The 25,640-nt window shown below is 51.9% G+C and carries 19 protein-coding genes; 15 read left to right on the forward strand and 4 right to left on the reverse strand.

Annotation, left to right across the window (positions count from 1 at the left end; all coding sequences use genetic code 11):
• The 4 genes from C0623_00005 to C0623_00020 form a co-directional block, all read right to left on the reverse strand.
• A partial coding sequence (locus C0623_00005; GenBank protein PLY03770.1) for an ABC transporter substrate-binding protein occupies positions 1 to 496 on the reverse strand: 496 nt, incomplete at its 3' end.
• Between the two features lie 308 nt (positions 497 to 804).
• The gene (locus C0623_00010; GenBank protein PLY03771.1) at positions 805 to 3,081 is read right to left on the reverse strand and encodes a methyl-accepting chemotaxis protein; all 2,277 of its coding nucleotides are present in this window, start codon (positions 3,079 to 3,081) and stop codon (positions 805 to 807) included.
• A 23-nt stretch (positions 3,082 to 3,104) separates the two neighbouring features.
• Positions 3,105 to 3,563: a phosphate ABC transporter substrate-binding protein gene (locus C0623_00015; protein ID PLY03772.1), complete on the reverse strand. Its 459-nt coding sequence runs from the start codon at positions 3,561 to 3,563 to the stop codon at positions 3,105 to 3,107.
• Positions 3,564 to 3,566: 3 nt separating this feature from the next.
• Positions 3,567 to 4,829 carry a hypothetical protein gene (locus C0623_00020; protein ID PLY03773.1) on the reverse strand — a complete coding sequence of 421 codons (1,263 nt, stop codon included), beginning with the start codon at positions 4,827 to 4,829 and terminating at the stop codon, positions 3,567 to 3,569.
• A gap of 429 nt (positions 4,830 to 5,258) precedes the next feature.
• On the opposite strand from C0623_00020, the gene C0623_00025 reads away from it, so the two are divergent.
• The 15 genes from C0623_00025 (at position 5,259) to C0623_00095 (ending at position 25,629) form a co-directional block, all read left to right on the forward strand.
• Positions 5,259 to 6,398 (forward strand): hypothetical protein, encoded by a 1,140-nt coding sequence (locus C0623_00025; protein PLY03774.1) that lies wholly within the window; start codon positions 5,259 to 5,261, stop codon positions 6,396 to 6,398.
• Between the two features lie 21 nt (positions 6,399 to 6,419).
• The gene (locus C0623_00030) at positions 6,420 to 8,780 is read left to right on the forward strand and encodes a DNA internalization-related competence protein ComEC/Rec2 (protein ID PLY03775.1); all 2,361 of its coding nucleotides are present in this window, start codon (positions 6,420 to 6,422) and stop codon (positions 8,778 to 8,780) included.
• 62 nt (positions 8,781 to 8,842) lie between these two features.
• The gene (locus C0623_00035) at positions 8,843 to 10,222 is read left to right on the forward strand and encodes a diguanylate cyclase response regulator (GenBank protein PLY03776.1); all 1,380 of its coding nucleotides are present in this window, start codon (positions 8,843 to 8,845) and stop codon (positions 10,220 to 10,222) included.
• Positions 10,222 to 12,687 (forward strand): hypothetical protein, encoded by a 2,466-nt coding sequence (locus tag C0623_00040; GenBank protein ID PLY03777.1) that lies wholly within the window; start codon positions 10,222 to 10,224, stop codon positions 12,685 to 12,687. The genes C0623_00035 and C0623_00040 overlap by 1 nt, the downstream gene beginning before the upstream one ends.
• A 70-nt stretch (positions 12,688 to 12,757) precedes the next feature.
• Positions 12,758 to 14,104, forward strand: coding sequence for a hypothetical protein (locus tag C0623_00045; GenBank protein ID PLY03778.1), 1,347 nt, complete (start codon positions 12,758 to 12,760; stop codon positions 14,102 to 14,104).
• Positions 14,105 to 14,188: 84 nt separating this feature from the next.
• Entirely contained in the window at positions 14,189 to 15,445 is a 1,257-nt protein-coding gene (locus C0623_00050) for a histidine--tRNA ligase (GenBank protein ID PLY03779.1), read from the forward strand.
• A gap of 124 nt (positions 15,446 to 15,569) precedes the next feature.
• Positions 15,570 to 17,363: an aspartate--tRNA ligase gene (locus tag C0623_00055; GenBank protein ID PLY03780.1), complete on the forward strand. Its 1,794-nt coding sequence runs from the start codon at positions 15,570 to 15,572 to the stop codon at positions 17,361 to 17,363.
• Positions 17,364 to 17,395: 32 nt separating this feature from the next.
• Entirely contained in the window at positions 17,396 to 18,088 is a 693-nt protein-coding gene (locus C0623_00060; GenBank protein ID PLY03781.1) for a hypothetical protein, read from the forward strand.
• Between the two features lie 211 nt (positions 18,089 to 18,299).
• Positions 18,300 to 20,522: an NADP-dependent isocitrate dehydrogenase gene (locus C0623_00065; GenBank protein ID PLY03782.1), complete on the forward strand. Its 2,223-nt coding sequence runs from the start codon at positions 18,300 to 18,302 to the stop codon at positions 20,520 to 20,522.
• A gap of 378 nt (positions 20,523 to 20,900) precedes the next feature.
• A complete protein-coding gene (gene mdh, locus C0623_00070; GenBank protein ID PLY03783.1) occupies positions 20,901 to 21,869 on the forward strand; it encodes a malate dehydrogenase in 969 nt (322 codons plus the stop codon).
• A gap of 257 nt (positions 21,870 to 22,126) precedes the next feature.
• Positions 22,127 to 22,333 (forward strand): tungsten formylmethanofuran dehydrogenase, encoded by a 207-nt coding sequence (locus C0623_00075; protein ID PLY03784.1) that lies wholly within the window; start codon positions 22,127 to 22,129, stop codon positions 22,331 to 22,333.
• Between the two features lie 14 nt (positions 22,334 to 22,347).
• Positions 22,348 to 23,481, forward strand: coding sequence for a 2-oxoglutarate synthase subunit alpha (locus C0623_00080; GenBank protein ID PLY03785.1), 1,134 nt, complete (start codon positions 22,348 to 22,350; stop codon positions 23,479 to 23,481).
• Positions 23,481 to 24,296 carry a 2-oxoacid:ferredoxin oxidoreductase subunit beta gene (locus C0623_00085; protein ID PLY03786.1) on the forward strand — a complete coding sequence of 272 codons (816 nt, stop codon included), beginning with the start codon at positions 23,481 to 23,483 and terminating at the stop codon, positions 24,294 to 24,296. Before C0623_00080 ends, C0623_00085 begins: the two co-directional genes overlap by 1 nt.
• Positions 24,297 to 24,317: 21 nt before the next feature.
• The gene (locus C0623_00090) at positions 24,318 to 24,866 is read left to right on the forward strand and encodes a 2-oxoglutarate ferredoxin oxidoreductase subunit gamma (GenBank protein ID PLY03787.1); all 549 of its coding nucleotides are present in this window, start codon (positions 24,318 to 24,320) and stop codon (positions 24,864 to 24,866) included.
• A 151-nt stretch (positions 24,867 to 25,017) separates the two neighbouring features.
• Positions 25,018 to 25,629, forward strand: a complete 612-nt coding sequence (locus C0623_00095; GenBank protein PLY03788.1) for an inorganic pyrophosphatase — start codon at positions 25,018 to 25,020, stop codon at positions 25,627 to 25,629.
• Positions 25,630 to 25,640: the final 11 nt, after the last annotated feature.

Consider the following 25,640-nt stretch of genomic DNA (forward strand, 5'->3'; position numbering starts at 1 on the left):
CGTTGTTGAGATCATAAACAACAGCAAAACGCTTCAATCCCATTTCCTGGCAGGCCAGTTCGGCAATTTTTCTTGCGTTGAAACTGCTGGGGGCCGTCACCCGTAAAAGGTAGTCATCCTTACCGCTGAAAAGGTCGGATTTGCTGGTCGGGCTGATCATCAACTTCTCAGCCTGGTTGACCAGCGGCAGCGTCACAGCAGTCATCGAACTGGTCATGTGTCCGATAATGGCGACAACATCCTCTTTAATGAGTTCGGCAACACCCTGTTTCGCTGCAGTCGGATCCTGTTTGTCATCCTTGACCACAATAACGACATTGCGCCCGTTGATGCCACCCGCCGCATTGACTTCCTCGACCGCCAGCAAGGCCCCATCACGCCCTGAGATACCGAGCCCCGCTACGCGACCGGTCAAACCTCCGACAAAACCGATTTTAATCGGTTTCACCTCGCGCTCGCAACCGAGAACCAGCAGCAAAAGAAACGGCACGAGCATCACGCGTCGAAAGCTCAATCGCAACATGAAATATTCCATCCGAACCCTCCCCTGGATATTTTTTCAGTTAAATCAGGCCAGGTACACCCGCGAAAAAACATCCAAACCAATCGGACCAGCCATTGCAAGAAAAACAATCTGATTATACTATCATAATTCATTGAGAATCTGGAACGTTTCCTTATCCACTGCGAGAGAAACAAAATATTTACAACGACGAATTTATCAGTCTATTCAACCGGCCAGCATTTATACAAAAAAGGGAACGCCGTCTGGCGTTCCCTTGGAATTCTTTTTTCTGATCGTAATCAGGTCTCAATTTTATCCGGCGAATCGTTGACAGCTCCTGACTCATCAACGTCCAGAACAACTTCCCGGTCAGTCTTTTCGCTACCGGTTCCTGCAACCTTCGGCAGCGGCACAATGTTGCTGGCGCTGCGGCCATTGCCGACCTTGAATTTACCAATCCCCTGTAACAGCATGTCGGTCTGGGTCTTGAGCGATCCTGCGGCATCACTGACTACAGCAGTCGCTTTCAGGTTCCCCTGTGCTGACAGATTGATCCCGGCGACAGCCTCGACGATCTGCTGGCTCTCTTTCCGTTGCTCATCGCAAGCCATGTTGACCTTCTGGATCATACCGTTAACTTCTTCCATGCCGGCAGCAACATTCCGGCTTGCATCACTCTGCTCACGGGTCGATGTGTTGATCTTACCGGTCAGGTCACGCATGTTTTCCGAGACGGAAATGATTAATTTACTGCCCGATTCCTGTTCACGAATAGCGGATACAATCTGATTGACCATATCGGAGACACGATCCATGGCAATCCGGATCATCTCACCGCCTTTGACTTGTTCGCGCGTGGCCGAAGATATCTTGTTCATTTCTCCGGCGACCTGCTGCGATCCGGAGACGATTTTCTTCAGGGCTTCACCTGATTGGAGCGAGAGGCTTTCGCCCTCGGAAATGTTTTTCTCTGCTTCATTGATTGCACTGACGGCATTGCGGCTTTCCATCTGAACGCCCTCGATTATCGACACGATTTCCTTGGTCGACAACGATGTCTGGTCCGCCAGCTCCTTGATCTGGTCGGCCACCACGGCAAAACCGCGACCATGTTCTCCGGCCTGTGCTGCGATGATGGCTGCATTCAGCGCCAAAAGATTTGTCTCGTCGGCAAGATTGTCGATCACTGAAAGAATTTCACCGATATTCTGGGCCTTGTCGGAAAAGGAGTTGATGGCCTGGGCGGCCTGTTCGGATGTTTCCTTGATGCGTGACATTCCGGAAATTGTCGCATCTACAGCCTTCTGGCCGGCCTCGGCATCCTGCCGAACGCTTGCTGTAATCTCGGCTGTATCCTTTGCTCCCTGTTCAACCTGGCGGATTGAACTTTCCATTTCAGCTACCGACGAGGCGGTCACATCGGCCTCTTCCTTCAACCCGGAAACACTTTCGGAAACCTGTTTGATATTGCTCGCGATCTCAACAATCGATGAATTGACGTTTTCGGCCGATTCGGACAGGTTCTCGACATTCTGGGCGATCTCCTCGGTACTCGCAACCTGCTCGAGTATTGACGTGGTCACATCATCGGAAGTCGCAGTGATATGGCCCATTGAACGGGCAACATCAGCAACCGAGTTATCAATCCGCTCGATCGCAGCAGAGGTTTTACCAACCTCCTCTACCTGTCCACGTGCTGATTTATCCACCTGCCGGGCCGTGCTGGTCAGATTTGCAGAAATTTCTGTTATCTGATCAGATGAACTATTGACCTTGAGAACCATCTCACGCAGGTTATCGGCCATCCCGGTCATCGCCTTGACCAGATCACCAACCTCACCGTCCGCCTTGATTTCAAAAGTCCTGGCAGCATCGATGTCGCCTTCGGCAAGACGTGTCGCCAGATTCTGAACTGACCGGATCGGTTTGATCAACAGTCTCCCCGAGGCAATATTGATAATCACAGCCGAAAGAACCATGAAAGCCAGAAACAAAACAAGAATCAGATTTGATGTGTTGTTAGCGAGAGATTCGCCAGCAGCGATCTGATCTTCGACTGAAGCGACATGCGTCTGGTTGAGATCGTAAATTGCGGCGGTCAAGCTCTGCTGTAACTGGCCAACTTCCCGAATCTCATCCTGCAGCGATGCGACATCCTCCCCTTCAGCCAGCATCGTGTAGTATTTGCTGGCTTTCGCCTTGTAACCGGCATAATTTTCGCGGAATTCAATCAGGGCTTGATGGAATTTGGTGTTTACCTTGCCACCCTCTGTTGAGAGTTCAACCATTTCATCGAGTAGTGAGAGCACCGTATTGCCGAGGATATTCGCCTTTTCAAGGGCTTCTTCATCGGCCAGAAGGAAGGCATCCTCATAAAAGCTGGATTGTTTCAAAAAAACATTCTGAGCCTCGGTACCGCGTAAGGAAAGAGGAAAATCGGCATCACGCAAGCTACTGAGATCATTGACCAACTGATTGTTGGCATTGAAGGTCACGACTGTCGCTACGAGAAAGCCGAGAGCAACGACCCCGACACAGATCCAGATCTTGAATTTGATACCGCTGAAAAGAATCATAACCCCTCGTTCAGGATACCTGCTTAATTGATATCCAGCTTCTTGACTGAATCGTCCAGTGACGCTGCTGAAATATAGCCGATCGCACCGGCCTTGGCAGCAACCGCCTTTTTCATGGCAGCATCATCCGGGAAATCTTTCGGCGGCAATCCGGTGCCGGTGAAGAGTGATTTTTTCCAGAAAGTTGAATACTGCTGCGGCGATTTTTTCACTATTTTCTTAAGAAAAGCTCCATTCACCGGTGAAGCCGTCTGGGTATAAACGGTAACCTGTGAGCCATCGTTCCAACTACGCTGTTTACCGAGATAAATATTCTTGACCTCCTTGGCCGAGACAACCGTTACCGGATTTGATTTATTGGTAATCACCACATAATCAGCAGCGAACGCGACTGAACTGACCAGGAGCATTGAAAGGGTCAGGACACATATCAAATATTTCATCGTATAGCCTCCGTATATTTTAGGCTTGGGAAGGTTCATGTATTAAAAGTTGAAGGACGTTTTGAAGATATAATAGTTCCAGTCTTTTTCAGTGTTAAACGCCCCCGGACCATCGTTGAAATAATTCGTTAACAGGTCCGCTCCTTCAATATCGTGCCACTCGGCCTTGATCAGCCAGTTGCCGCTGAAATCGTACCGAAAGCCGACACCAAAATCTTCACGATAGAAATAATGCGCTGGCATTCCACCGTTTGCAACAGATTGAGCAACTCCATCCTTATCACCTTTATCACGATAAAAAGCATCATAGAGCACTGTAAAGGAGAGAGCTTCAAACCCCGGGGTCGGAACCGTCAGCATCGCATAGTATCCCATTGAATCATCTGGGTTCGGCAATGCCGGTGATGGAGATATCTGACCAAATTCATTATATTCTGCCGGCTGTTCAAACTGGATGTATTCTCCGGCAAAAATAAGATACGGTGTTGCGTACTCCAGAGAACCGATATACATCTGTTCCAATCGAACTCGTAGATTGTTGACTTTCCCAGGAGTGTCAGTTTGTAATCTAAAGTCTGCCTTACCTTCAAAAAAAGAAACGCCGACTTTCAATCCATCCAACACGGTGTTATACATAAACCGACCACCATAAACATATTCATTGTCAGCTGATATGCTCAATAACTGGTCATTATTCCCACCGAAATTCATTTCGGCCATCTGGGCAAAACCAAAAAAAGCTTGAAGAGTCGGCGAATCATCCGGGAAGTTGATCTGGCCACCATAGGCGGCATAATCAAGATCACCGGCAGCACCGAGTGATATATTGCCATAGAGCTGCCCACCCTGGGAGGCGACGAGCAGATTGCGGCGGGTTTCATCGTAGACCGATTGCGGCAGGAAGGCCATGTTGCGCAGGAAGTCCGAGTCACGCCCTTCGTTGTAGAGGCCGATCGGCATCTTGACTTTACCGAGACGAACGCCCAGAGCATCATCGAAACGATAATCTCCAAAAGCCCAGTCAAGACGGATGTCGTTGTTCCCCTCGTCGCCGAGGTCCCTGGAGAGGAACTGCATGCCGACCCGCAGTTTATCATTGACCGGAACATTAATGGTTAAACCCGCTTCAAGAATCTGGGTCGTTCCATCCGTAGAATCGGTCGCCAGCCAGTCATTTTTATCCGTTTTCATATAACCCTGCGAAACGAAACCATTCAGCCGCAACTGGGTCAGATCAAAAGCCAGTAAAGCCGTCGGGAGCAGAGTCAAGACCAGTACCAGACAAATAATTCTTGCGTTGTGCATGGAGCCTCCTGATAAAAAGCGCGATGGAGTAATGTAATATTACGAGTCAAAACAACGATTAATGCCGAGCACAGAACATTTAAAGCATTATGATGACAATCGAAACTTTCGTTTAACAATACAATACCAAAAGAGGAGAATTTTACATTTACCATGCCAAACAAATATTCAGAATCGATTAAAAACCAAAAACTACAGTAAATACTTATCTTTATTCATATCTGAATCATCTTTTTTCAATTGCTAAATTCATGATATATGTCGTGGAACCGCCTCCCCATCAGAGAAACTAGCCAAACCACTGAAATCCTTTTCAATTTCAGTGATTTGGCATATACAAAAAACAGTTTTAGTTCTTATTGGCTCTGAAAAACGCTTAAATGTGATAAAATGTCGATCTGGTTCAATATAAAAACAACTGGAGTACCAATGATCCGAACAATTTTGATATTGATCATTTTTGTATTTTCAACAATGCATTGTTATGCAGCTGAGACGGATAAGCAAGGTCGGTTGTCCCAACGCGATCTCGCTGTCGAACTGGTTCAAAGCCTCGGCTGGTCTTTCGGCCTGCCCGATGAACCTGAGAATGAAGATTACCTGACCATCCTTAACGGTCGCCGCACCTGGCGGTTTGAATTTGAAGATATCGTTATCCCCGATGCCGAGGCGCCACTGGCCCCGAAAGAGATCCTCACCTTCGGTAAGTTCAGCGGCAAGAACTGGCAGCGGGCTCCGGGGCGCAGGATCACGCCGCGGCTTGAATTCCTTCTGCCGCTCTCCGGTCGCTACACCATTAAAGCATCGCTGTTCAAGCCGGGCTACCAGCTCGCGATCAATGAGCACGAACTGGCAGCAGACGGTACTACCAATTTCAGCAAGGTGACCTTCGGAACGATCGACCTGACGGCCGGTCGGCTGAACGCCGAGATGACAATACCGTCGCGCGGCGGTATCGATTACATAGTCCTCGAAGCACCGCCGGCCCGCAACATCGCTCCGCACTCCGGATGGGAATTCGACCGGCCACTTGAAAACAGGTATATGGCTGTGACTGCCCTGCAGGCTCTGGAACTCGAAGGGCTGCTGCCCGGGCGTCCGGAAACGCTGGAACTGGAAGCAGAATCAGCGCCCACGCCGAGCGGCGCTGTCTGCTGCACCGACCTTTACAAGGGTCCGATCAAGGGAGAGTGGGTCCGCTCGGACAGCGGCCAGTCCGAATACAGTCACCTGTTTGAGATTGAACAACCGGGAGTTTACGATCTCTCCATGAATGTGCAGGGAAAAAGCCCTTTTTCAGGGATGCTGAACGGCAAGGATTATTTCAAAATCGATCCAAAACCGTATTTCACTGAGATTTATTCCGGATCGTTTTTCCTTGAAAAAGGGACCAATCAGATCGAAATAAATATTCCGCACCGGGGCGGCCTCGACCGCTTCTCTTTCCGGGCCAGATCATCGTCTCCGGACGATTACCTGCAACTTGCCGGGTTGGCCGATACCCCAACAACACCGGAAGAGCTCAATAGATTCCTGCGTCTCGTTGCCGCCATCGGGACCAATCGATAGGTCAGTATAGAGATACGATAAATGAAAATCGGAGGGGGATTGACAAGTTACGGGGCCGGTCTGTCTGCCGCTCCTTTTCTCTACTGGTTCGAGCTGTTCCACAGCTTTCCTTTTATTCTGGCGGCTCTGGCGCTGCCAGCCGCGCGAACCAGGCTGTTTCCGGTCGTCATGGTGCTTTTTCTTTTCCTGACCGGACTGAGCAGCTACAACGTATTTATATCTCATGACATTCCGTCCGAGCTAAAAAAAAGCCTCTCCAGTCACCAAAACATACGGATTGAGGGAACGATCCGGACCCTGAACAGCCGGCCCGAAAACGGGCTGCGCATTGATCTTGAATCGGTTGTGGTCGAAAATGGCAACGGGACGATACCTGTGCCCGGAGCTCTCCGGATTTATGCCGATATTGACAATTCGGACATCGCCCCCGGAAACCGGGTCCGACTCATGGCCAGACTGCGCCCTCCCCGGAACTTTGCGACGCCGGGAGGTTTCGATTATGTCCGCTACCTGCAACGGCGCGACATTATCGCCACCGGATATACCGAACAGACTGCCAATCTCGCCGTAATCGCAGATGAAGTCAAAGAGAGTATCATCAACCGCATCAGGCGATGGCGCGCGAGGTTGCGTCAACAGATTCTTTCAAACATCGACAGCGAGTCAGCACCCCTGGTTAACGCCCTGACAACCGGAGACCGGGGCGCAATCACGCAACAGCAGCGTCAGCTCCTGGCACAGAGCGGTCTGGCCCATCTCTTCGCCATCTCCGGACTCCATATCGGGCTGGTTGCTGCATTTCTCTATGCACTCTGTCGATATGTCTACCTGGCCATTCCGATCGGTCAGCACAAGCCACCGCCGCGGCGCATTCTGCCGCCGTTACTGGTACCGTTTCTATTCGGCTACATGATTTTGACCGGCTCGGCAATTTCAACCCTACGGGCGTTTATCATGCTGGTCGCTATTGTTCTCCTCTGCGGCATGGCGCGCCGCAGCCGACCGTTCGACATCCTGCTTGTAGCCGCCTTCATAATCCTGGTGGCCGACCCGCTGGCCCTTTTCGAACCATCGTTTCAACTCTCATTTGCCGGTGCCGCCGGCATCGCTCTCCTGTTCCCGCTCTGGCGGCATCGCCTGGCCGACAAACCGCTCTACCTGCGCTACCCTCTCGGGCTGCTGGCCGCCAACCTGTCGGCAACTGCAGCAACAATGCCACTGGTGCTCATGCATTTCCATATCCTGGCGCCGGCCGGGCCATTGCTCAACATGCTTGCGATCCCTCTTGTTTCGCTGATAATCGTCCCGATCATCCTTGTCGCGACCTTGTGCCAACTGTTCTCGGCACCGCTGTCGCTTCTGCTGTTCAAATCTGCAGCAGTCATCCTTTCCATGTTTTTTACTTTCTGCCATACAATCGTCAATAGCGATTACCTGAACGCTGTCACAATTTATTCCTCATCAGTCGAAATACTGGTGCCGATCATTTTGGCGGCAACTCTGTTCTTACTCTATCGGGCGACTGAGCAATGGAGATTTGTTATCTGCGGCTTATCGATCTTTATTGCGATTTCGGCTTTTGCCTTTCAATCGCCCCGTCCGCTCACCGTAACAGTTCTCGATGTCGGCCAGGGTGATTCGACCCTGCTGCAATTTCCGAATAACAAAAGCTACCTGGTCGATGGCGGTGGTCTCTACAGTGACCGCTTCGACATTGGAGAGAAGGTCGTCGCACCGGCCCTCGGTGCACTCGGAATCGACCGGCTCGAGGCTGTTATCCTGACCCATGACCACCCGGACCATCGGAAGGGGCTTGTCTATATACTCAAACATTTCAAGGTCAAAGAGTTCTGGTGCGGCCAATCTGCCGAAGAACTGCATCCGGACCTGGAAGAAGTATTGAATGCAAAAAAAATCCCGTACCGTCAATTTGAACCGGGCTGGCAGGATCTCTCGACCGGAACCAGTTTGTTTAAAATATTCACGATCAGAACCGTTCGGCAAAAAAAGAACGATCAATCACTCGTTCTTTATGCTGCAACCGGCAATGATGGCGTTCTGCTGACCAGCGACCTCGAAAAGGAAGGGATCCGGATGCTCGTTTCTTCGGCGCCGCCAGGTCCGGTTAATCTTTTAAAAATACCGCACCATGGCAGCCGCTATTCCAACCCGAAACCATTACTGAATACCTATGCCCCCGGGCTCAGCTTTATTTCCGTTGGCTACAACAACCGTTACAAGCATCCTGACCCAACAATGATTGAACAGATTAAGAAATCATCATGCCGCATTGATCGAACCGACCTTGACGGATCGATCCGGTATCTCACTACCGGCAATGGCTGGGCTATAACACATTGGAAAAAGGGGCTTTTTCGTTGACAAAATCTTGTTCAAGCTGTTATTTTTACTAGGTTTAACCTGCAATCTTCAAGGGATCCGAAATGACACAAGCAACCATCCTGGTCGTCGATGATGAATTGTTCTTCCTCCGCCTGTACTCTGAACTGCTTGAATCGGATGATTACCTGATTGAAACAGCTGCATCCGGTGAAGAAGCGGTTACCAGAATCAGGCAGGGCGGAATTGATCTTGTCATGACCGACATGAACATGCCGGGAGTCGATGGTCTCGAAGTTTTGCGGGCCTCACGAAATATCAGAAATTCCCCCGATGTCATCATGGTGACAGGCCATGCGACCACCGAGAGCGCTATCCAGGCGCTCAAAAACGGCGCCCGTGACTACATCATAAAACCATTTAATCCGGACGAATTGCGCCATCTCGTCCATACCTGTATTGAGCAACGTCGTCTGCTCAATGAGAACAGTTCCCTGAAAAGTCAAATCGAGCTTTTCCAGAAAGGTCAGAACCTCGCTTCGCTGATCGATCTCGATCGATTGTTGCCACAATCGATCAACTCGATGCTACAGGAATTGGGCGGCGGTCGAGGGATCGCCTTCATGTATGGCAACAATTCGGCTCCGGTACTCCGTTCCTGTATCAGCATGAACGAAAATGAAGGCCGCGCTATTGCCCAGACAATGCTCCCAATGATCGATCCGCAGGGCAGACTCAGATTCCTTGACGGAAGCGAGTTCACCACTTCATCCGGATGGCCCGAAGATGTCAACTCCATCGGCATTCTCCCTCTTCCGTGCCAGGGCGACATAAAAGGTGCTATCATCCTCTGCAACGCTCCGGACGACCGCATGGAAACACTGGAAACGACCGAAAACCTGCTTTTTCTTTCAGAACAGATCTGTCTCGGCTTTGATAATGCCTTTCAGTTTCTCGGTACCCGCGAGCTGGTTTACACCGACGACCTGACCGGCCTCTTCAATCACCGTTATCTGCACCTGGCTATCGAGAAGGAAATCAGCCGTGCATCACGGTATGATTTGAAATTTTCAATTATTTTTCTCGACCTCGATCATTTCAAGCAGATCAACGACACGCATGGCCATCTGGCCGGGAGCAAAACCCTGACCGAAGTTGCCGCTGTCCTCAGATCATCGGTTCGCGAAGTCGACACCCTCTTCCGTTACGGTGGAGACGAATTTACGGCCCTGCTCGTCGAAACAGATGAAGAGGGGGCACGCATTGCAGCAGAAAGAATGCGGGCCTCCATTGCCGGCACAACCTTCCTGCAGGATGAGGGGATTAATGCCAAGGTCACAGCGACTATCGGTTATGCGACATATCCCTACCACACCGGGAACAAGTTTGACCTGATCGACATGGCCGACAAGGCTATGTTCAATGGAAAAAAAGAGCGGAATGTCATCCGAGTTGCCAGCCCAAACAGAAGTCAGGAAGCCTGATGATATTTTCCATTAAAAATGGAATTCTGCTTTACCTTCTGCTTTTACTATTGATCCCGGCCACGGTCAGCACCGTTGTCTCGGCAGCTGAAAACTCGATGATTGAACGGTATCGACTTTCTCTCAAAGTCGACCCGGACAACCCGACTCTGCACTATTTTCTCGGGGTCGCTCTGATCCGGGAAAATCTGATCAAAGAGGGGCTCAAAGAGCTCAGAATCGCCTATCCTGCCTATACTGATTCGATTGAGATGCAGTACAATATGGGCATCGCATTTTCGAAGCTGGGAGACCAGGATAGCGCCATGCTCTACCTCGAGCAGGCCGAAGCCCTCGGCGGCCTCGATTCACCCGATGTTTTTCCACTGATTAATGCCTATTACAATGTCGGCCTGGCATACCTTGAAAGCGACAATTTCGCAGCCGCGGAAGAGGTATTACTGAAAGTTTTGCGGCTCGACCCCGACCGGGTCGAAGTGTACCGTCTGCTTGGCGACATCGCCGCCCGAAGCGGCCGGGAAGAAGAAGCCCAGTCCTTTATCTCGAAGTATCTCAACAACTACCCCGATGACCAGTCGGCCCGCGACTACCTCTATGCGCTGCATTTCAACCGGGCGCTGAAACTGCTCGGTAAGAATGATAATGCGGGGGCCCGGCAGTCGTTCCTGAAAGCTTTTGAACTGACACCGGACAGTCCGCTTGTTCTCTACTATCTCGGCTCCCTCGATTACAATCAGGGCAATTATACATCGGCTGTTGAAAAACTCCGGGCCGCCTACCCGAATGCCCCGGAGGAACTGGAAGACAGTACCCGGGCAATGTTGTACAACTGTGCCCTGCAACTGTCACAACAAAAAAGATGGGACAAGGCAATCAGGGCGGTCGAGCCATTAACCGATATCGCGGCTCCGCGCATCAAGGATCTTCTTCTCGCCGGAAACATCTACCTTCAACAGGGAAAACATGATCAAGCCCGCAAAATATACCTGCAGGTTCTGGCGCGCGATCCGGCAAACTCAAAAGCGGTGGTCAATCTGGCCAATGCAGAAAATGGCGCCATAGACACCCTGTTCGAAGAAGGCCGGGTCCTCTTCTCCCGTGGCGAATATAACAAGGCACTCGAAAAATTCGATACCGTACTGTCTATCCGACCGAATGAAAACCGCAGTCTTGCCTATCGGCAAAAGACACAGGAACGGATGGCTTCTGATGCCGCTGGTGCTTTCGCCGATGCCAGGAAGGCCCTGTTGAGGAATGATTATCCGGCCGCTGTCACCAGCGCCAACCGTGGCCTGGCGATGCAGCCGGAAAACCGGGAAGGACAAAGCCTGCGCCAGCAAGCACTCAATGCCCTGCAGCAGGAAATAAATCAGCTTATTGATAACGGTCAGGCTTTGCTCGCGCGGAATGACTTCGCAGCGGCCGAAGCGCAATACAACAAGGTCATCAATCTCGAACCGGACAACAGGCGGGCTCTCGATGGTCTGCAAAAAATTGGCAAAAGTAAACACGAACAAGCCATTTCAGCGGTTAATGCCGGCAACAAGGCTCTTGATGAGGGGAAGATCAAAGCAGCGAAAAGCGCTTTCACAAAAGCCCTGAATTTTTCGCCCGATTACGCTGAAGCGAAACAGGGACTGGCCCGACTTGAATCCCTCACCAATTCACTGGTTTCCCAGGAAGTTCAGTGGGGGCGTCGGGCTCGAAGTGCCGGCCAGCTCGACCAGGCGAAAAAACATTTCCGCAACGCTCTTGCGCTTAAAGACTCGGCGGAAATCCGGCGTGAGCTTGCATCGATAGACAAGGCCCGGACCGACAAGGTCAATTCCCTTCTTACGGCGGCTCGCAAAGCACGCAACACGAAAGATTACGCCAAGGCCCGCACTCTTTACCGGCGGATTCTTGACATCAATCCCGAGCATAATGCAAAGAAGGAGCTTTCTGCTCTGGAGAGCGAAGTTTCATCGTCGATTACTGCTGCGCTTGATGAAGCCCGGCGGCATATACTGAACGGAGAGTATCAGGCCGCCGTTTCCAGCTATCGTCAGGCACTCGACCTTGACCCGGCTAACAAGACTGCGTTGGCCGGGCTGGAAAAGGGTCGCAGCAAACTGACAACATCGATTACAGATCTTGTCGGCACCGGTTATGCCGCCCTCGACAAAGGAGACTTCGCAGGCGCCGAAAAAACTTTCAACGAAGTGCTCAAACTCGACCCCTACAACACCGACGCAAAAACAGCTTTACAGAGACTCGACAAGATTAAGCTGATCGAAACAAAACCGGGTGACGAAAACAAACTTTACCTCCGGGGCATCGAGCTATACACCAAGGGAAAGTATGCCGAGGCGGTTTCGGCCTGGGAACAGGTTCTGGTTATAGCCCCGGATCATGACAAAGCAAAAATGAACATCGAAAAGGCCCGACGCAAATTGAAAAAAATAAAGGAGTTTCAGGGTGGCTAGGTAACCACAGCAAAAGAAGCTTCCCAAGATCGGATTTTTCTCAAGTCTGCGTTTCAAGTTTGCCTTTACCATGGCTGTTTTCAGTGGTCTGCTCATGGTCGGCGTCATCTTTACCCTGGAACAGAATTTCCGTGAATCCCTGATCCGGGAAAGCATCGAAAAAGGTCTGGGTATCGCTCGCGGGGTAGCCTTCAACGCCGAGGATCCCCTCCTGACCGGCGACGATCTGTCTCTCTTCTCAGCAATCACCAACGCTGCCCGTTCTCCCGGCATCCGCTATGCCATGATTGTTGACAACGAATTAAAAATCAGGGCTGCCAGCGATGTCAACAGCGTTGGCGGAACCTATCAACTACCGGCTCAAACAGAGTTGATCGACAGCCAGCAGGACTATCAGGTCAAACAGATCGGCCGGGGCGAAGACACGATCTATGACCTGCAGGTTCCGATCTTTACGCTGGCCGACAAGCCGGTTCGTCTCGGTGCAATCCATCTCGGCCTTTCGGACGAGCGGGTCAACAGGGAAATATTGGCGATGCGCTATCGACTCGCTATCCTGACGGCTGTTGCCCTGGTGATCGGAATCATCGTTGCCTATGCCCTCGCCGGCGTTTCCGTTCGTCCTGTTCACTCCCTGCTTCGTGGCGTCCGGGCCGTTGGCGCCGGACGTCTCGATCAAACGATCGATATTTACCGGCGCGACGAAATTGGGGTCCTGACCCAGGCGTTTAATGACATGACCGAAAATCTGCGCGACAAGGAGTTCATCAAGCAGACGTTCGAACGTTATGTCAGCAAACAACTGGCTGAACGGTTACTGAAACGAAAGGACGAAATCAAACTTGGTGGCGAAGAGATGATGATCACCATTCTCTTCTCGGATATCCGCCGGTTCACATCATTGGCCGAAAGACTACCGCCAAAACAGGTGGTTGATCTGCTGAACGACTATTTTACGCGGATGATCAATGTCGTTACAAAGTATGACGGCGTGGTTGATAAACTGATGGGGGATTCGGTCATGGCTCTGTTCGGCGTACCGTTCCCCGGCGTTGACGATGCAATGTCCTCGGTGCGCTGCGCCATAGCAATGCAGAAAGAGGTTAAAGCTTTCAACCGGATCAGATCTGGCCAGGGGCTGCCAACTATCGATCAGGGTATTGGCCTCAATACCGGCCCGGTAATCGCCGGCAATATCGGCTCAAAAGAACGGATGGAATATACTGTCATCGGCGACAGTGTTAATATTGCCGCCCGGCTACAGGGCCTTGCCAAGCCGGGAGAAGTTCTGGTCTCGGAGACAACCTATCGCCAGGTCAAGGGCAAGGTTCTGGCCACGCCGCTGGAACCGATGACCCTGAAAGGGAAAAGGATCCCGGTCGGTGTTTACCGGATTGACAGTCTACTTGAAATCTGAGAAGCTTCACCACCCCGCTGAACCAGGCGTCTCGCGGAGAGCTTTCCGGGGCGTTCATTTTACGTTGAAAGAGAAGAGCAAACAGTGAGTATTACAGGCATCAAAGGTATGAATGACATCCTGCCGGAAACGATCTCGACCTGGCAGTTCATCGAAGCAAACGCCCACCGCATTTTCAAAAGTTTCGGATTCAGTGAGATCCGCGTACCGGTCGTCGAAAAAACGGAACTCTTTTGCCGATCGATCGGTGAAGCCACCGATATCGTTGAAAAGGAGATGTACACCTTTAATGACCGGAGTGACAATTCACTGACCCTGCGGCCGGAGGGAACTGCTCCGGTTATGCGATCACTGATCCAGCACAAGCTGTACAATGCCGACCCGATTCAGAAGCTTTACTATTCAGGTCCGATGTTTCGTTATGAACGGCCGCAAAAAGGGCGTTACCGCCAATTTCACCAGATCGGTGCCGAGGTGATCGGAGCAGACGATCCGAAAATCGATGCCCAGGTTCTGGCGATGCTGTCCCATTTCTTTACTGAAATCGGGATCAATGATGTTGAGTTGCAGATCAATTCGCTCGGCTGTCCGGAATGCCGGCCGGATTTTCGGGACGAACTGACTGCCTTTCTGAAAAAGAGACTGGATCAGCTCTGTGATGATTGCCGTCGACGTTACACAGCGAATCCGCTCCGGGTCCTCGATTGCAAAGTTCCCGGCTGCAAGGACGCAACAATTGATGCACCCGACATGCTCGACCAACTCTGTGCCGTCTGCAACGACCATTTTACTGCGGTCAAAAACCACCTTGATCAGATCGACGTCGCCTACAGTATCAACCCACGCATGGTCCGCGGACTTGACTATTACACCAAAACCACTTTTGAAATGATTACCGGCAATCTCGGCTCGCAGAATGCGGTTGCCGCGGGCGGACGTTATGACGGGCTGATCAAAGCTCTCGGTGGCCCGGAACTTCCCGGCATCGGTTTTGCCATGGGCGTTGAGCGCCTGGCGCTCCTGCTGCAGGGTTCCAGCACCATTAGTGATGATGTTCCGCAACTTTTCATTGCGGCCCTCGGCGCCCCGGCGATTGCCGAAGGGTTCTGCATCCTGACCGAATTGCAGCGCAAAGGTATCTGCGCCGAAATGGATTATCACGGCAGAAGTCTGAAGGCTCAGCTAAAACGAGCGGATAAAATCAGAACCAGATTCACCCTGATTCTCGGAGAGGATGAACTCGCCTCCGGCAAGGCATTATTGCGGAACATGAGCGATGGCAGCCAGCAGGAGATTGAGCTGAGCAATATTGCTTCCGTCCTGGCGGAAGCGGTCTCCTGAATACCCGCAAATAACTTCTTGACGACAAACTTCAAATGTCTATACTGAACCGCTGTCTAAAACGACCTGAAACTGCAAACAGAGCGGCTGCGCCGCATATTTTCGTATTAAATGGAGGAACGCTGTGAGCGACATTCTCGGCGACTGGAAACGATCTCATTATTGTGGCGATTTAAGAGCAGAGCACATCGGCCAGGAGGTCTGCCTGATGGGCTGGGTGCATCGGCGCCGCGACCATGGCGGCCTGATCTTTATCGACCTGCGTGATCGCACCGGAATCGGCCAACTCGCCCTTGATCCGGATCGGGACCTCAAGTCCCATACCAGGGCGGAAGCAGTTCGCAACGAGTTCGTTATTGCCGCCAAAGGCAAGGTTTCGCCACGCCCGGAAGGGACCGTGAACCCTTCGATGAAAACCGGTGATGTTGAAGTCGAAATTACCGAGCTGAAAATTCTTAATCCGGCCAAAACACCACCGTTCATGCTTGATGAATACACTGAAGTTGCTGAAAACCTCCGGCTCAAGTACCGCTATCTCGATCTGCGCCGGGAAACCGTTCAACAGAATCTGATCATGCGCCACAAGGTCGCACAGACCGTGCGCAACTACCTGACCGACAACAATTTCCTCGAGATTGAAACCCCGGTCCTGACCAAGAGTACTCCGGAAGGTGCCCGTGACTACCTTGTTCCGAGTCGGGTTAATCCGGGCAACTTTTATGCCCTGCCCCAGTCACCGCAACTGTTTAAGCAGCTATTGATGGTCTCCGGCTTCGACCGTTATTTCCAGATCGTCAAATGCTTCCGGGATGAAGATCTGCGGGCTGACCGGCAGCCGGAATTCACCCAGATTGATTGCGAACTCTCTTTTGTTGATCACGATGATGTCATGTCGATTATGGAAGGTATGATCGCCGCAATCTTTCAAAACAGCCTTGGTATCGAACTCCAACTACCGATGCCGCGCATGACTTTTAATGAAGTTCTTGAACGCTACGGAGTCGACAATCCCGATCTTCGTTTCGACATGGAACTGGTCAATATTACCGAAATCGTCAAAGGCTGCGGCTTCAAGGTTTTCGCCGACGTCGCTGCCAAAGACGGTCTGGTCAAGGCCATCAACGCCAAGGGCTGTGCAACCTTCTCACGCAAAGAACTCGACGATCTGACCGCATTCGTCGGTATTTATGGCGCCAAAGGACTGGCCTGGGTCAAGATCCAGGAAGATGGCAGCTGGCAATCACCTATTGCGAAATTTTTTAACAAAGACGAACTCGCAGCAATCGGGCAGGCGCTTTCTGCCGAACCGGGTGACCTGCTGATGTTTGTTGCCGATACGGCGACCGTGACCAACGAGGCCCTCGGACGCCTGCGCGGCCATCTCGGACAGAAACTTGGCCTGGCCGACCCGAAAGAATACCGATTTGTCTGGGTTACCGAGTTTCCGCTTCTTGAATGGGATGGCGAAGAGCGGCGCCATGTCGCCGTCCATCACCCCTTCACGGCTCCACTTGACGAAGACATCCCGCTGCTCGAGACCGACCCCGGCAAAGCCCGGGCCAAAGCTTATGACCTCGTCCTTAATGGCTCCGAGATCGGTGGTGGTTCAATCCGTATCCATGATCAGAACGTGCAGAGCCGGATGTTTGCCTTGCTCGGTATCGACGATGAAGAAGCAAGAGAAAAGTTCGGGTTCCTGCTTGATGCGCTCGAATTCGGTGCTCCACCGCATGGCGGAATTGCCTTTGGCCTCGACCGGATCATGATGATCCTGACCGGAGCCGACTCAATACGTGACGTCATTGCCTTTCCGAAAACCCAGAAAGCGACTGATATGATGTCTGAAGCACCGGGTGTCGTTGACGAAAAACAGCTCCGCGAACTCGGTATCCGCCTGGCGAGAAAAAAGACAGACTGACACCCGAAACGCGATTTCGAAAATCCGGAACAATGAATAGAATCTTAATATCATTTCTTATAACTTGCCCTCTGCTTTTCGGCGGATGCGCCAGCCATATTCCGCCAGAGCTTGAACTCGCCGAGACTGCCGTATCAAATGCTTACTTCTCCGGAGCGGGCCGGATAGCTCCCGAGCAGTACCGGGCGGCACAGAAAGACCTCGAAAAAGGCCGCGAACTGGTCGATGCCGGTGATGATTCGGCGCATCTGGCTCTGCTTGATGCAATCATCAAAAGCCACGCCGCTGAAATCGAAGCGTATCGCCACCAGATCGAAGCGACCGAAGAACAACTCGATTCAGCCGAAGAGTACATTCTCAAGCTGGAGATCCAGCGTAGCAAATACTTTGAAGTTCTCGGAACAATTTATGATGAGCAGAAATTGTCCGAAATCCGGGCAAACGGCGATAATGACGGCTACAAGCCCGCTTCAAACTACCGGGTTCGACGAGGAGAAAACCTGTTCGCGATTGCGGCCAGACGTAAAGTATATGGTGACGCCCTGCTCTGGCCACTGATCTATAAGGCCAATCGGGACCAGATCAAGGACCCGCAACAGATCTACCCGGGCCAGGTGCTGACGATCCCGCGCGATGTTTCGGAAGAGGAAAAAGATGAGGCGCGGGCGACCGCTAGAGAGTCAAAAATCTTCCAGCAACCGGCAAAAGGAAGCAGCAAAAAATAAAACGTGCTTACCAACAAAAAAACTCTCTTAACAGACAAATCCGGACCCCGAAAAGGTTCGGATTTTTTCTTGACAGCCTACAGCCGTTTGTATACTGTATACAATCCATCCGGCCGTCGGAACAACTTGCGACGGTCATTATTTATCATATATTGAACATCTGTTTTTCAACAGTGAACATCAATATCATAGAAGAACAAGGAGAGAGAAAATGGCAAAAATTATCTGGTCAGAAATCGATGAAGCTCCGGCCTTGGCGACCTATGCTTTTCTGCCGGTTGTCCAGGCCTTCACCAGGGGGACTGGCATTGAAGTTGAAACCAAGGATATTTCCCTGTCGGGCCGCGTTATTGCAAACTTCCCGGACAAGTTGACTGATGAGCAGAAAATTCCAGACTATCTGTCAGAACTGGGCGACCTGGTCAAGAAGCCGGAAGCGAACGTGATCAAACTGCCGAACATTTCGGCCTCGATTCCCCAGCTCCAGGCATGCATCAAGGAACTGCAGGCAAAAGGTTACGATATTCCAAGCTATCCGGAAGAAGCCAACACTCCGGAAGAAAAAAAACTGCAGGAGCGTTTCGCCGCGGTTCTCGGTTCGGCCGTAAACCCGGTTCTGCGCGAAGGCAATTCCGATCGCCGTGCCGCCACCTCGGTCAAGAAGTTTGCCCAGAAAAACCCGCATCGCATGATGAAAGACTGGCCAGCGCCTGGCACTTCAAAGTGCCGCGTTGCACACATGGAGAGTGGCGACTTCTATGAAACCGAGAAATCGGTAACCATGGATGCTGCCGACACTGTTAAAATCCAGTTTGTCGATGAAGCCGGAAACGTAGATGTCAAGAAAGAAGTAGCGCTGCAGGCTGGCGAAGTCTTCGACAGCTCGGTCATGAAGGCTGCTGAACTCCAGGATTTCTACGCCAAAACGGCACAAGAGGCAAAGGAGAAAGATGTTCTTCTGTCGCTCCACCTCAAAGCAACCATGATGAAGATCTCCGATCCGATTATGTTCGGTCACTGCGTCAAGGTATACTTCAAGGACGCCCTTGACAAACACGCAGCCACCCTTAAGGAAATTGGTGCCAACCCCAACTACGGTATGGGTGACATTCTCGCAAAACTTGAAAAGCTGCCGGCTGACAAAAAAGCTGAAATTGAAGCCGACATCAGTAAATGCTACGAATCCGGCCCCGCCCTGGCCATGGTCGACTCACGCAAAAACATCACCAACCTGCACGTCCCGAACGACGTTATCGTCGATGCCTCGATGCCGAACGTAGTCCGAGACGGTGGCAAAATGTGGAACCTGCAAGACGAACTGCAGGACACTATCGCCATGGTCCCGGATCGCTGCTACGCCACCATGTACCGCGAGATCTGCGAAGATGCCAACAAGAACGGTCAGTTCGACCCGGCAACCATGGGCAGTGTTGCCAATGTTGGCCTGATGGCACAGAAAGCCGAGGAATACGGCTCTCACGACAAAACCTTCGAAGCTCCTGCCAACGGTAAGTTCCAGGTTGTGGCTTCCGACGGAACCGTGCTTATGGAACAACCGGTTTCACCAGGCGATATCTATCGTTCCAGCCAGGCAAAAGACATTCCGATCAAGGACTGGGTCAAGCTGGCAGTGAATCGTGCCAAAGATTCAGGAGAGCCGGCCATCTTCTGGCTCGACGAAAAACGCGGTCATGATGCCGAGATTATCAAGAAGGTCAACAAGTATCTGCCTGAACATGATACCACCGGGCTTGACATCCGGATCATGGCACCGGTCGATGCAATGAAGTTTTCTCTGGAGCGGGTTCGCAAGGGACTGAACACCATTTCAGTGACCGGTAACGTCCTCAGGGATTATCTGACTGACCTCTTCCCGATTCTTGAACTCGGAACCTCGGCTCGGATGCTTTCGATTGTACCGTTGATCAACGGCGGCGGCCTGTTCGAGACCGGTGCCGGCGGTTCTGCTCCAAAACATGTCGAGCAATTACTCCGGGAAGGTCACATCCGCTGGGATTCCCTCGGTGAATATTGCGCGCTCGTTCCTTCCCTGGAGCAAGCGGCCAAAGCCGACAACAATCCGAAAGCAACGGTTCTCGCCGAAACGCTTGATGAAGCGATCGGCCAGTACCTGGAAAACCAGAAGCTGCCGTCACGGAAAGTCAAGGAAATTGACAACCGCGGCAGCTCGTTCTGGCTCTCGGTCTACTGGGCCAAGGCTCTCGCCGCCCAAGACAAGGATTCTGAACTGAAAGCCCGCTTTGAGAAAGTTGCGGCCGACCTGACAGAAAATGCCGAAAAGATCGACCAGGAACTCATCGATTGCCAGGGTGAGCCGGTTGATGTCGGCGGTTACTTCCGTCCTGACCCGACCAAGGCGGCTGCCGCGATGCGCCCGAGCGCCACATATAACGCCATAATTGATGCGATGTAATTGCTATTCAATTTAATTTGGTACAAAAGGCCGGGGCAGTGTTGCTCCGGCCTTTTTATTTCCAGATCAGCGCAGCCGGACCACAAAGTCACGAGGCAGTGAAAACTGCCGACTAATCTTGTTCAATATCAGTTCATTTTTAAAGAAAAGAATTACCCGGACTGGCAATTTGGAACTCTCCGGATGTCGAGGCCCAATGAACAGATAATCGTGACCGAAAAACAGCCTTTAACATACAAAGTCCTCTTGACAGCCATACCTTGTTTGTATACTGTATACAGCGTTCTTTTATGAGAAGATTCTACTCTTGTTTCTTGCCCAAAGTTGCCGGTATTTGATGACAGGCGAAATTTAATTATTCAGTTAAAGGAGAGAAAAATGGCCAGACCTAAAATTGCTTTAATCGGTGGTGGACAGATTGGTGGCGTGTTGGCTCAACTCGCATGCCTGCGTGAACTGGGTGATGTCGTTATGTTTGACATCGTTGAGGATATGCCTCAGGGCAAAACCCTCGATATCGCTGAAGCTTCCCCGGTTGACGGTTTTGACGTTTCCTGTACCGGAACAAATAGCTACGAAGGTATTGCCGGCGCTGATGTTGTTATTGTAACCGCTGGTCTGCCCCGTAAGCCGGGCATGAGTCGTGACGACCTGATCGAAGTCAACTCGAAGATCATGACCTCGGTTGCTGAAGGAATCCGTGACAACGCTCCGGATGCACATATTATTGTTATTTCCAACCCCCTTGACGCCATGGTTACCCTGTGCCAGAAAGTAACCGGCTTCCCGCCGGAGCGCGTTATGGGTCAGGCCGGAGTTCTTGACTCAGCCCGTTTCGCGACTTTCATCGCCTGGGAACTCGGCGTTTCGGTCAAAGACGTTACCGCCATGACCCTCGGTGGTCACGGTGATACCATGGTGCCACTCGTTCGTTACGCCAGTGTTCAGGGTATTCCGGTCATGGAGTTGCTCGAGCAGAAGTATGGCTCGGCTGCCAAGGCTCAGGAAGTCATGGAAGCCATGGTCGACCGGACCAAGAAGGCCGGTGGCGAAGTTGTTGCCCTGCTCAAAACCGGTAGCGCTTTCTACAGCCCGGCCTCTTCGGCAATCGCCATGGCCGAGTCGATTCTCAAGGATCAGAAGCGGGTTCTGCCGACCTGTGCACTCCTTGACGGTGAGTTTGGTGTTAAAGGCTTCTACGTTGGCGTACCGTGTGTCCTTGGAGCCGGTGGTGTTGAAAAGATCATCGACTTCAAGCTTGACGAAACCGAGCAGAAAGACATGGATCGTTCTGTTGCAGCGGTTGAAGAACTCGTTGGCGTACTGAAAAACCAGGGCCTGATCTAAACCCGGGTTGTTATTTGCCATCTAAAGAAGGGCAATGGCAACATTGCCCTTCTTTTCATTCAGTTTCACCAAAAAATCGAGATTGGTCAGACCTTTTAATACCCTGTAATCAATAGACTTTTTTATCGGTTTTTTATTATCACTATAATTGAATTTTCAGCGCACAAATCGCTGGTACATAACAGGCGATTGTGCTAAGATTCCGCCGTTTATCAGCCGTCACAGACGGTACCAAAAAGCAAAGGAGAGAGACGGTAATGAGCAGTCCTAAGGGTGAAGTCGAAATCATTGATCAGTACTGTAAAGGCTGCAACATCTGTGTTGCATTCTGCCCGACCAATGTACTGGAGATGGACCTCTTTGTGGTCAAGGCCGCAAAGCCGGAAGCTTGCATTGCTTGCATGCAGTGCGAACTCCGTTGTCCGGATTTTGCAATCAAAGTTCACAAAATTGAAGATAAATAGAGGAGGAGCTCAAAGTGGCTAAGAAAGTTGCTCTGTTACAGGGGAACGAAGCTTGTGCGCAAGGTGCCGTTTACGCCGGCTGCACATTCTTCGGTGGTTACCCCATCACCCCTTCCACGGAAGTCGCCGAAGTTCTCTCGGGCGAACTGCCGAAGGTTGGAGGGAAATTCATTCAGATGGAAGACGAAATTGCAGCCATGGCTTCGGTCATCGGCGCATCGCTAACCGGAGCCAAGGCGCTGACTGCGACTTCAGGTCCCGGCGTCTCCCTCAAGCAGGAACTGATCGGCTATGCCTGTATCGCCGAAACCCCCTGCGTTATCATTAACGTTATGCGTGGTGGTCCTTCGACCGGCATGCCGACCGGACCGGGGCAGTCCGATGTCATGCAGGCCAAGTGGGGAACTCATGGCGACCATGCAGCCATCGCTCTGGTTCCGGCTTCCTGCCAGGAAATCTACACCGAGACCATTCGTGCCTTCAATCTGGCCGAGAAGTATCGGATGCCGGTGCAGGTGCTCTATGATGAGATCGTCGGTCACATGCGTGAGCGGGTCGAGTTTGCCGAGCCCGGCGAACTGGAAGTTATCGATCGCGAAGCTCCGTCTGTATCACCGGAAGAATATAAACCGTACGATGATACCAAGGGCCAGGTACCACCACTGGCGGCTTTCGGATCCGGCTATAAATTTCATGTAACCGGCCTGAACAAGGCTGCCGATGGCTTTCCGACCACCAAGGCTGAACTGGTCGATGCCGAGGAACGGCGTCAGATCGACAAGGTTGATGACAACGTTGCCGATATCGAAAGCTACGAAACTTACATGACCGAAGACGCCGAAGTCATCATCTGGGCTTACGGTTCAACTTCGCGAAGTGCCCGTTACGCTGTCAACGACTTGCGTGCGGCCGGCGTCAAGGCTGGCCTGTTCCGCCCGATCACTCTCTGGCCGTTTCCGGAAAAGCAGACTGCTGAACTGGCCAAACAGGCCAAAGCAATCATCGTCCCGGAAATGAATCTCGGCCAGATGATTTTTGAAGTTGAGCGAGTTGCTCAGGGCGCCTGTACTATTGCCGGTGTCCATCGTGTCGACGGGGAGCCAATCAATCCTGGCCAGATCGCCGACAAGGTCAAGGAGGTACTGTAATGGCTTACGATTATGAATCTTCAATCCGCCCGGGCAAGCTACCGCATATCTGGTGCCCCGGATGCGGACACGGTATTGTCATGAAAGGCCTGATCCGGGCCATGGATACGTGCGAACTCGATCGTAAAAATACTGCGATCGTCTCCGGCATCGGTTGCGCCAGCCGCCTGCCGGGCTACCTCGACGCCTGCACGCTGCACACCGCCCATGGTCGTGCTGCAGCCTTTGCGACAGGCGTAAAAATGGCCAAACCTGACATGAACGTTATCGTTTGTGGCGGTGACGGTGATGGAACCGCTATCGGCGGCAACCATTTCATTCACGCCTGCCGCCGTAATATTGATATGACCTATGTCATCATGAACAACTACATCTACGGCATGACCGGAGGTCAGTTTTCACCCTGCACGCCAACCGGTGACCTGGCGTCAACCACACCTTATGGCAACCCTGACCCTATTTTCGATATCAGCAAGCTGGCAATCGGTGCCGGTGCAACTTTTGTTGCCCGAACCACCGCTTTCCATGCAACCCAGATCGACAAGCTGATCGCCGAAGGGATCAAACACAAGGGAATGGCAGTGGTCGAAATCCTCGATGATTGCCCGACGACTTACGGTCGCCGCAACAAGTTCCGTTCGGTTGTCGAGATGATGGAACGTCTCAAGGAAATGGCCATCCCGGTTGCCGCAGCTGCCAAACTGCCGGCCGAAAAACTCGAAGGCAAGACCCTGACCGGCATTCTGCATCAGGAAGACAAGCCTGAGTACACCAAGATGTATCAGGAAGTCATTAACCGGGCGCAAGGCGCCTGATCACTCACTGAGGAGGAAAGAATGGCTGAACGTTATGAAATCCGTTTCTCCGGTGCCGGTGGTCAGGGTCTGATCACTGCCGGAATCATCCTGGCTGAAGCGGCCACAATTATTGAAGGCAAGCACGCCGTCCAGTCCCAGAGCTACGGCCCCGAGGCCCGTGGCGGCGCATCAAAGTCGGAGGTTATCATTTCCGACGATCCGATTGATTATCCGAAAGCAACCATCGTCGATGCCTGCCTGGCGATGACCCAGGAAGCAGCCGACAAGTATGCCAACGGCATCAAGGACGGCGGTGTTCTGCTGCTCGACGATGACTTCGTTCCGAATACGCCGGAAGGGAACTACAAGGTCATCCGCATTCCGATCATGCGCGCCGCCAAGGAAGAGATCGGCCGCGAAATCGTTGCCAACGTCGTGGCGCTCGGCGCCATGATTGCTCTCACCGACATCGTATCCCGTGAAGCTGGCGAGAAGGCGGTTTTGGCAAAGGTTCCGGAAGCTTTCAAGGAACTGAACCAAAAGGCTTTCAGCCTCGGCTTTGACAAAGTCAAAGAAGCAATGAATTAAAATTTTCAGGAATCGTTCCAGGCCCGGCAGGCAACTGCCGGGCTTTTTTTTGGCAACAGATTCAAGACGAACAGGTTATGATGGAATAATGAAGCTTGCAATACGGCCAATTTCCATTAGCCTTACAGCTTAACAATAGATGGAGGTTTCCATGCCTTTCCCAAAACCTTTCTATCGCTGGCGCCCGCACCCCTGGCACGGTCTTGATGTCGGTCCTGACGCTCCGGAAGTGGTACATGCCTACATTGAGATTACCCCTTTTGATAGGGTAAAATATGAAATCGACAAAGAGACCGGATATCTCAAAGTCGACCGACCGCACCGGGCCAGTTCGCAGCCGCCCAACCTCTACGGGTTCATTCCAAAAACCTTTTGTGGAAAGCGGGTTGCCGCCCTGTCCGACAAAACCGAAATTGCCGATGGCGACCCGTTAGATATTTGTGTTCTCAGTGAACGCCCGGTCAGCCAGCCGGAAGTGTTCCTGAATGCCAAGGTGGTCGGCGGTCTGCAGATGATCGACAACGGTGAGGCCGATGATAAAATCATTGCTGTTCTCGCCAACGACAATCTCTATGCCCACATCGAAGATGTCTCGGAACTTCCGGATATCTACGTTGAACGCCTTCGTCATTACTTCAGTACCTACAAATTGGTACCCGGTGAAACGGCTCCCGTCGAAGTCTCGGAAGCTTACGGGGTTGGTCATGCCCTGAAGGTTATTACGGCGGCTATGGAAGATTACCAGGAGATGTACGGGGAATAGAGGTGTAAACC

It is taken from the genome of Desulfuromonas sp., assembly GCA_002869615.1.
Classification (GTDB): domain Bacteria; phylum Desulfobacterota; class Desulfuromonadia; order Desulfuromonadales; family UBA2294; genus BM707.

What these genes read in the sequence shown, in the direction of transcription:
- C0623_00010 (PLY03771.1), bottom strand. Translation starts at nt 3,081, where the DNA reads ATGATTCTTTTCAGCGGTATCAAATTCAAGATCTGGATCTGTGTCGGG.
- C0623_00015 (PLY03772.1), bottom strand. Translation starts at nt 3,563, where the DNA reads ATGAACCTTCCCAAGCCTAAAATATACGGAGGCTATACGATGAAATAT.
- C0623_00020 (PLY03773.1), bottom strand. Translation starts at nt 4,829, where the DNA reads ATGCACAACGCAAGAATTATTTGTCTGGTACTGGTCTTGACTCTGCTC.
- C0623_00025 (PLY03774.1), top strand. Translation starts at nt 5,259, where the DNA reads ATGATCCGAACAATTTTGATATTGATCATTTTTGTATTTTCAACAATG.
- C0623_00030 (PLY03775.1), top strand. Translation starts at nt 6,420, where the DNA reads ATGAAAATCGGAGGGGGATTGACAAGTTACGGGGCCGGTCTGTCTGCC.
- C0623_00035 (PLY03776.1), top strand. Translation starts at nt 8,843, where the DNA reads ATGACACAAGCAACCATCCTGGTCGTCGATGATGAATTGTTCTTCCTC.
- C0623_00040 (PLY03777.1), top strand. Translation starts at nt 10,222, where the DNA reads ATGATATTTTCCATTAAAAATGGAATTCTGCTTTACCTTCTGCTTTTA.
- C0623_00045 (PLY03778.1), top strand. Translation starts at nt 12,758, where the DNA reads ATGGCTGTTTTCAGTGGTCTGCTCATGGTCGGCGTCATCTTTACCCTG.
- C0623_00060 (PLY03781.1), top strand. Translation starts at nt 17,396, where the DNA reads ATGAATAGAATCTTAATATCATTTCTTATAACTTGCCCTCTGCTTTTC.
- C0623_00065 (PLY03782.1), top strand. Translation starts at nt 18,300, where the DNA reads ATGGCAAAAATTATCTGGTCAGAAATCGATGAAGCTCCGGCCTTGGCG.
- mdh (PLY03783.1), top strand. Translation starts at nt 20,901, where the DNA reads ATGGCCAGACCTAAAATTGCTTTAATCGGTGGTGGACAGATTGGTGGC.
- C0623_00075 (PLY03784.1), top strand. Translation starts at nt 22,127, where the DNA reads ATGAGCAGTCCTAAGGGTGAAGTCGAAATCATTGATCAGTACTGTAAA.
- C0623_00085 (PLY03786.1), top strand. Translation starts at nt 23,481, where the DNA reads ATGGCTTACGATTATGAATCTTCAATCCGCCCGGGCAAGCTACCGCAT.
- C0623_00090 (PLY03787.1), top strand. Translation starts at nt 24,318, where the DNA reads ATGGCTGAACGTTATGAAATCCGTTTCTCCGGTGCCGGTGGTCAGGGT.
- C0623_00095 (PLY03788.1), top strand. Translation starts at nt 25,018, where the DNA reads ATGCCTTTCCCAAAACCTTTCTATCGCTGGCGCCCGCACCCCTGGCAC.